General features: G+C 46.3%; 4 protein-coding genes and 1 pseudogene. 4 read left to right on the top strand and 1 reads right to left on the bottom strand.

All coding sequences use genetic code 11. The annotated features are described in order from the left end of the window. The 4 genes and pseudogenes from cdc6 to QMC91_RS09785 all read left to right on the top strand — a co-directional run. Positions 1-251: pseudogene (gene cdc6, locus QMC91_RS09800) on the top strand (cell division control protein 6); the annotation flags it as partial. 193 nt (positions 252-444) lie between these two features. Then, a complete protein-coding gene (locus QMC91_RS09795; RefSeq protein ID WP_300238060.1) occupies positions 445-777 on the top strand; it encodes a hypothetical protein in 333 nt (110 codons plus the stop codon). 37 nt (positions 778-814) lie between these two features. After that, a complete protein-coding gene (locus QMC91_RS09790; RefSeq protein WP_300238059.1) occupies positions 815-961 on the top strand; it encodes a hypothetical protein in 147 nt (48 codons plus the stop codon). 499 nt (positions 962-1,460) lie between these two features. Further along, positions 1,461-3,623, top strand: a complete 2,163-nt coding sequence (locus tag QMC91_RS09785; protein ID WP_300238058.1) for a hypothetical protein — start codon at positions 1,461-1,463, stop codon at positions 3,621-3,623. Positions 3,624-3,704: 81 nt separating this feature from the next. Here the strand turns inward: QMC91_RS09785 and QMC91_RS09780 are convergent, their stop codons facing one another. Further along, the gene (locus QMC91_RS09780; protein WP_300238057.1) at positions 3,705-3,887 is read right to left on the bottom strand and encodes a hypothetical protein; all 183 of its coding nucleotides are present in this window, start codon (positions 3,885-3,887) and stop codon (positions 3,705-3,707) included. Between the last annotated feature and the right edge of the window lie 243 nt (positions 3,888-4,130).

Genomic DNA, 4,130 nt, shown 5'->3' with positions numbered 1-4,130 from the left:
GCGAACGGGCGCTGCTCTACCGGATCGCGGAGCTGTCGGTTGCGGGCACCGATATGATAGGGGGAGCTGTCTTTGAGGAGGTGCAGGACTACCTCCCGGTCGGGAAGACGACCTACCACGAGCACCTCAACGGGCTTGCGAGGGCCGGGATCGTCGATCTCGTGCCCGGGGCGGGCCGGGGACGGGAGGTGCGGCTCCGGTACGACCCGGAGGAGGTGGTCGCCGTCTGCAAACCCCCGGACAGAAGGTGAGTTTTTACATACCCGGATTCTCTCCGGGATCTGATATTCCTTCCCGATTCTTCGATTTTGTGATCGGCCCGTAAAGCAACGCTTATATGGGGCCGGCCGCTTTTTCCGGGATATTTGGCGCACCCTTTTAACCGGCGGCTCCCGACGATGGTGTATGCGCCGGGGCGAGTCCCGGTGCAGGGAGATGTCTTGAATGCAAAACGAAACCAGAAGAACCGAACCGAAAACCAGCGGCGGCAGCCCGGACCTGAAGTGTGACCGCACCGTCGACAAGGCCGCCACGGGTACATCTTCACCGGAAGAGATAAACGTCTCCCCGGTGCCGCTCTTCCTCGTCCCGTGGGCAGTCGCGGACGAGATCCGTCGGCACGGACTGGCAATGCGCGAGATCAATGTCCCCCAGACACGGAACCATCAGTATGCGATCAGAGTCAAGCGGGGGCGGAGACACTGGCCTGCACAACCGCAGGCAGGTTACTTGTTGGTGTGGAGGTGGAGCGCTGTCAGATCGCACCCGAAGATGTAATAAACCTGATCTTTGCCGATCGGTCAGCCCCGATTACATGCGAGAGATTGCTACGCAGAGGCGATTTATCACAGGACAGATTGCAATCAAGGGGCACGCAACCCTAAATCCGGCTGGAAGGGCGGTAGAGATCCAGACCCTGGTCGAAGGAATCTACCACATCCGGTATGCTGAACGAAAGTAACCACGTTTTCTGGGAGATACGGCCTGCAAAAGCAGAAACGGTTCTCAAAATAGTATCTCGTGGATAGAGAGAAACACACGGTTCAAGTTCTTTGATGATTACTCCAACAAACGACTATCAATGCACAGCCTATGTAGTTGTTTAACCGCAGACCATTGGTGGGGAAAACATGAAGGGCGTTAAGTCAATACTTTTTGCTTTCTGCCGTTAATGGAACATTCATCACGCTCATCATCACGTTCCTGATCTGTTCCAGGAAGAAAGAGAACCATGAGATCCTGAAAGATTTCAAGCGAACAAAGCATAGGGAACAGTTCGTCGTCGGTAAAACAACTTCCGTTTTCACCACTTGATATTAATCAGGGGATCACGCTACCAATAACATCCATCTTATACAGAGTGTGAATGCCTTAAAAATATAAGAGGTAATCTGAGAAATATGATTTAAGAGCTTCCATAACTTAGAAATTGATATCTTGTTCAAAGCAAAAAACTATTCATGGATTATCCGGCGGGAAATAATAAGATTATTAAATATCTGAATATAAAAAAAATCAATCTTCTTGCCTTTGGTTTGTATTGTACCCTCACATATATTATGGTATATCTCCCGGTATCGATAGATCTGAATAAAACGTATCTAGGTCATAGTGAAGTCGTTTTCTGGTCAAACTACTTTTGGTGGTTTGATTATGCCCTTACAAACTCGTTAAACCCCCTTCACCACAGTTTCATATTTTACCCTCTCGGTCTGGACATGGTGGATTCCATTTTCCCACAACTCTTATTTGTCCCGGTTACCCATTTTTTCGGGTCTGTCGTAAGTTATAATCTATATGTTTTGTCCACATTCGTCCTGGCGGGTTATGGGATGTTTCTCCTGGCAAATTATCTGCTTAAGGAACCCCATGCCGCATTCATAGCAGGGATTATTTTCGCATTTTTCCCATTCCATTTTGGAGCAAGCTGCGGTCACCTACACACATTCAGCGTTCAGTGGATTCCCTTTTTTGTACTGTTCTTCCATAAGATGTACGAGGATCCGAGGAATTTGAATATACTTCTAGCAAGCCTCTTCTTCGCAATAAACGCATTAACCTCTTGGACAATCGCAGTTATGCTTGCAATTTTTTGTCTCCTTTATGTGGGATATAGAATAAAGGACACAGTTTCAAAAGAATTCCTTTTAAAATTCAGTGCGTTCTCCCTGATATCTCTTGCTTTAATTGCCCCAGGGTTGTACTTGATACTTAAAAATATTCTGACAAATAAGTATATGATCCAGTCCTTGGGCAGTTTTATAACATATTCTGCAGATATATTGGGCTTCGTTGTGCCATCCCCATTCCATCCAGTGTTCGGAAGTTTTTCAAACCAGATATACTCTAATTTCACGGGAAACTACAGCGAAAACATTGTATTCATCGGATATACTGTCATACTACTGGCAATAATAGGAACACGTTCATTGATAAAGAGTAAGTCTGGTAGGTTCATTCTGATCTGCTCGGGCGTGTTTTTAGTACTGTCTCTTGGCCCTGTATTACATATTTTTGGCATATGGCAGTTTACAGATTACAATTTGACGATAATGTTACCGGGCATAATCACCAAATATATCCCGTTTCTCAATATGATAAGAGTGCCATCCAGGTATGACATCGTGGTTATGTTTTGTTTCGCACTGATGGCAGCCTATGGATTTAAACGTCTTGTCAAGGCAATACCTGCGGGCAAGGTAAATAAATATACCTTATGCGCTGTAATCTCTGCCATACTGATATTCGAATTCGTTGCAGTACTCCCAGTTCAAGATGTGAAAGTAACTCCAGAATTCTACTATAACATCTCACACGATGATAGTGCTCCGATAATGGAGATTCCTCTCATTCGATCGCCGCTTGATAAAAGCAAAGGCAATACGATGATATCCTATTACGAATACCAAAAAACTCACCAAAGGCCATTTCTAGGGGGGTATTTTAATCGGTTAAACCCCGTGTATGCGGAGTATATGGATACAGATCCCGTGTTAAAATACCTGTATTTCGGAGAGGAAGAGATCATCCAGCCCTCGATGACGGACAAACTGGCATATTTAAGGTGCAATTACAACGTTTCATATGTAATATTGCACAAAAATTATCTGGATAAGGATGATCTGGATCTATTAATCGCTTACTTAGGAGATTCTTACACAATAGATGCATCTATGCAAAACGACCAACTGGTCGTCTATAACACGGATGTGGTTTCAGGAGAATCAATAAGGGGTTGTAATTCCAAAGTTTTGCTCGGAGGTGGCTGGCACGGGTTGGAAAACTGGGGAGGTACGCCAACCAGATGGACCCAAGATAATGCTACACTTATTATAGAATCAAATGCCGATCAACAAGTGGAACTAAGTTTCAACACGCGAAGTTTTCACCGCACAAAAACCCTAGAAATCTACGTAAACGGCTACCTCGTCCAGCAAACAACAGTTCCTACAAGTTTCATCCACATCTCAATACCCATCCAATTCCACAAGGGCAAAAACACCATCCGGCTCCACGTGCCCGAAGGGGCCGAGCGCCCCTGCGATATCCCTGAGTTGAATAACAAGGATACACGCTGGTTGAGTGTGGCGGTACAAGGCATCACAATTGAGGAAGTGGAATAAAATTCTCGGCAACAAGTTTCTGAGATTTCTAAAAAACTCTTTGCTGAAGAGGGACACTTCCTCTTGATTCACACATCGAACCTAACGACCTGTTCCTGCAACTCCTGCAAATTCCCTCCCGAGCAGCCTGAGTATCTTCCAGAGTTCCGGGGTCATAGTCGTGATAGTCACAGTTTCCTTCTCCTCTGCCCAGAACTGCAGTTCCCGGACTCCACGGAAGCGGAAGAACATCCACTTCAGGGTTGGGTTTGGGGTCTGCTTCATCGTCTGGCTGGTCACCGTTTCGCCGGTTCCCTACAGGTATCGGCTCCGTCGGAACTCGGTTATCGCATACACTAAGAGAGAATACCATGATCATCGCCAGCGCCTGGATCCGGGAAGGTTTCTTGAGATGGATATCCACTACCCGAAACGAGGGATTTTTTAGCCCAAACTCCTCACATATTAGGGAATATATCGAGGTTGAGTTTCTCGGCGATTTCTCGGACCTGCTTTGGCACCTCGGTC

The organism is Methanoculleus sp. (genome assembly GCF_030019085.1).
Lineage (GTDB): Archaea > Halobacteriota > Methanomicrobia > Methanomicrobiales > Methanoculleaceae > Methanoculleus.
This window is presented reverse-complemented; position numbering and strand designations above follow the sequence as displayed.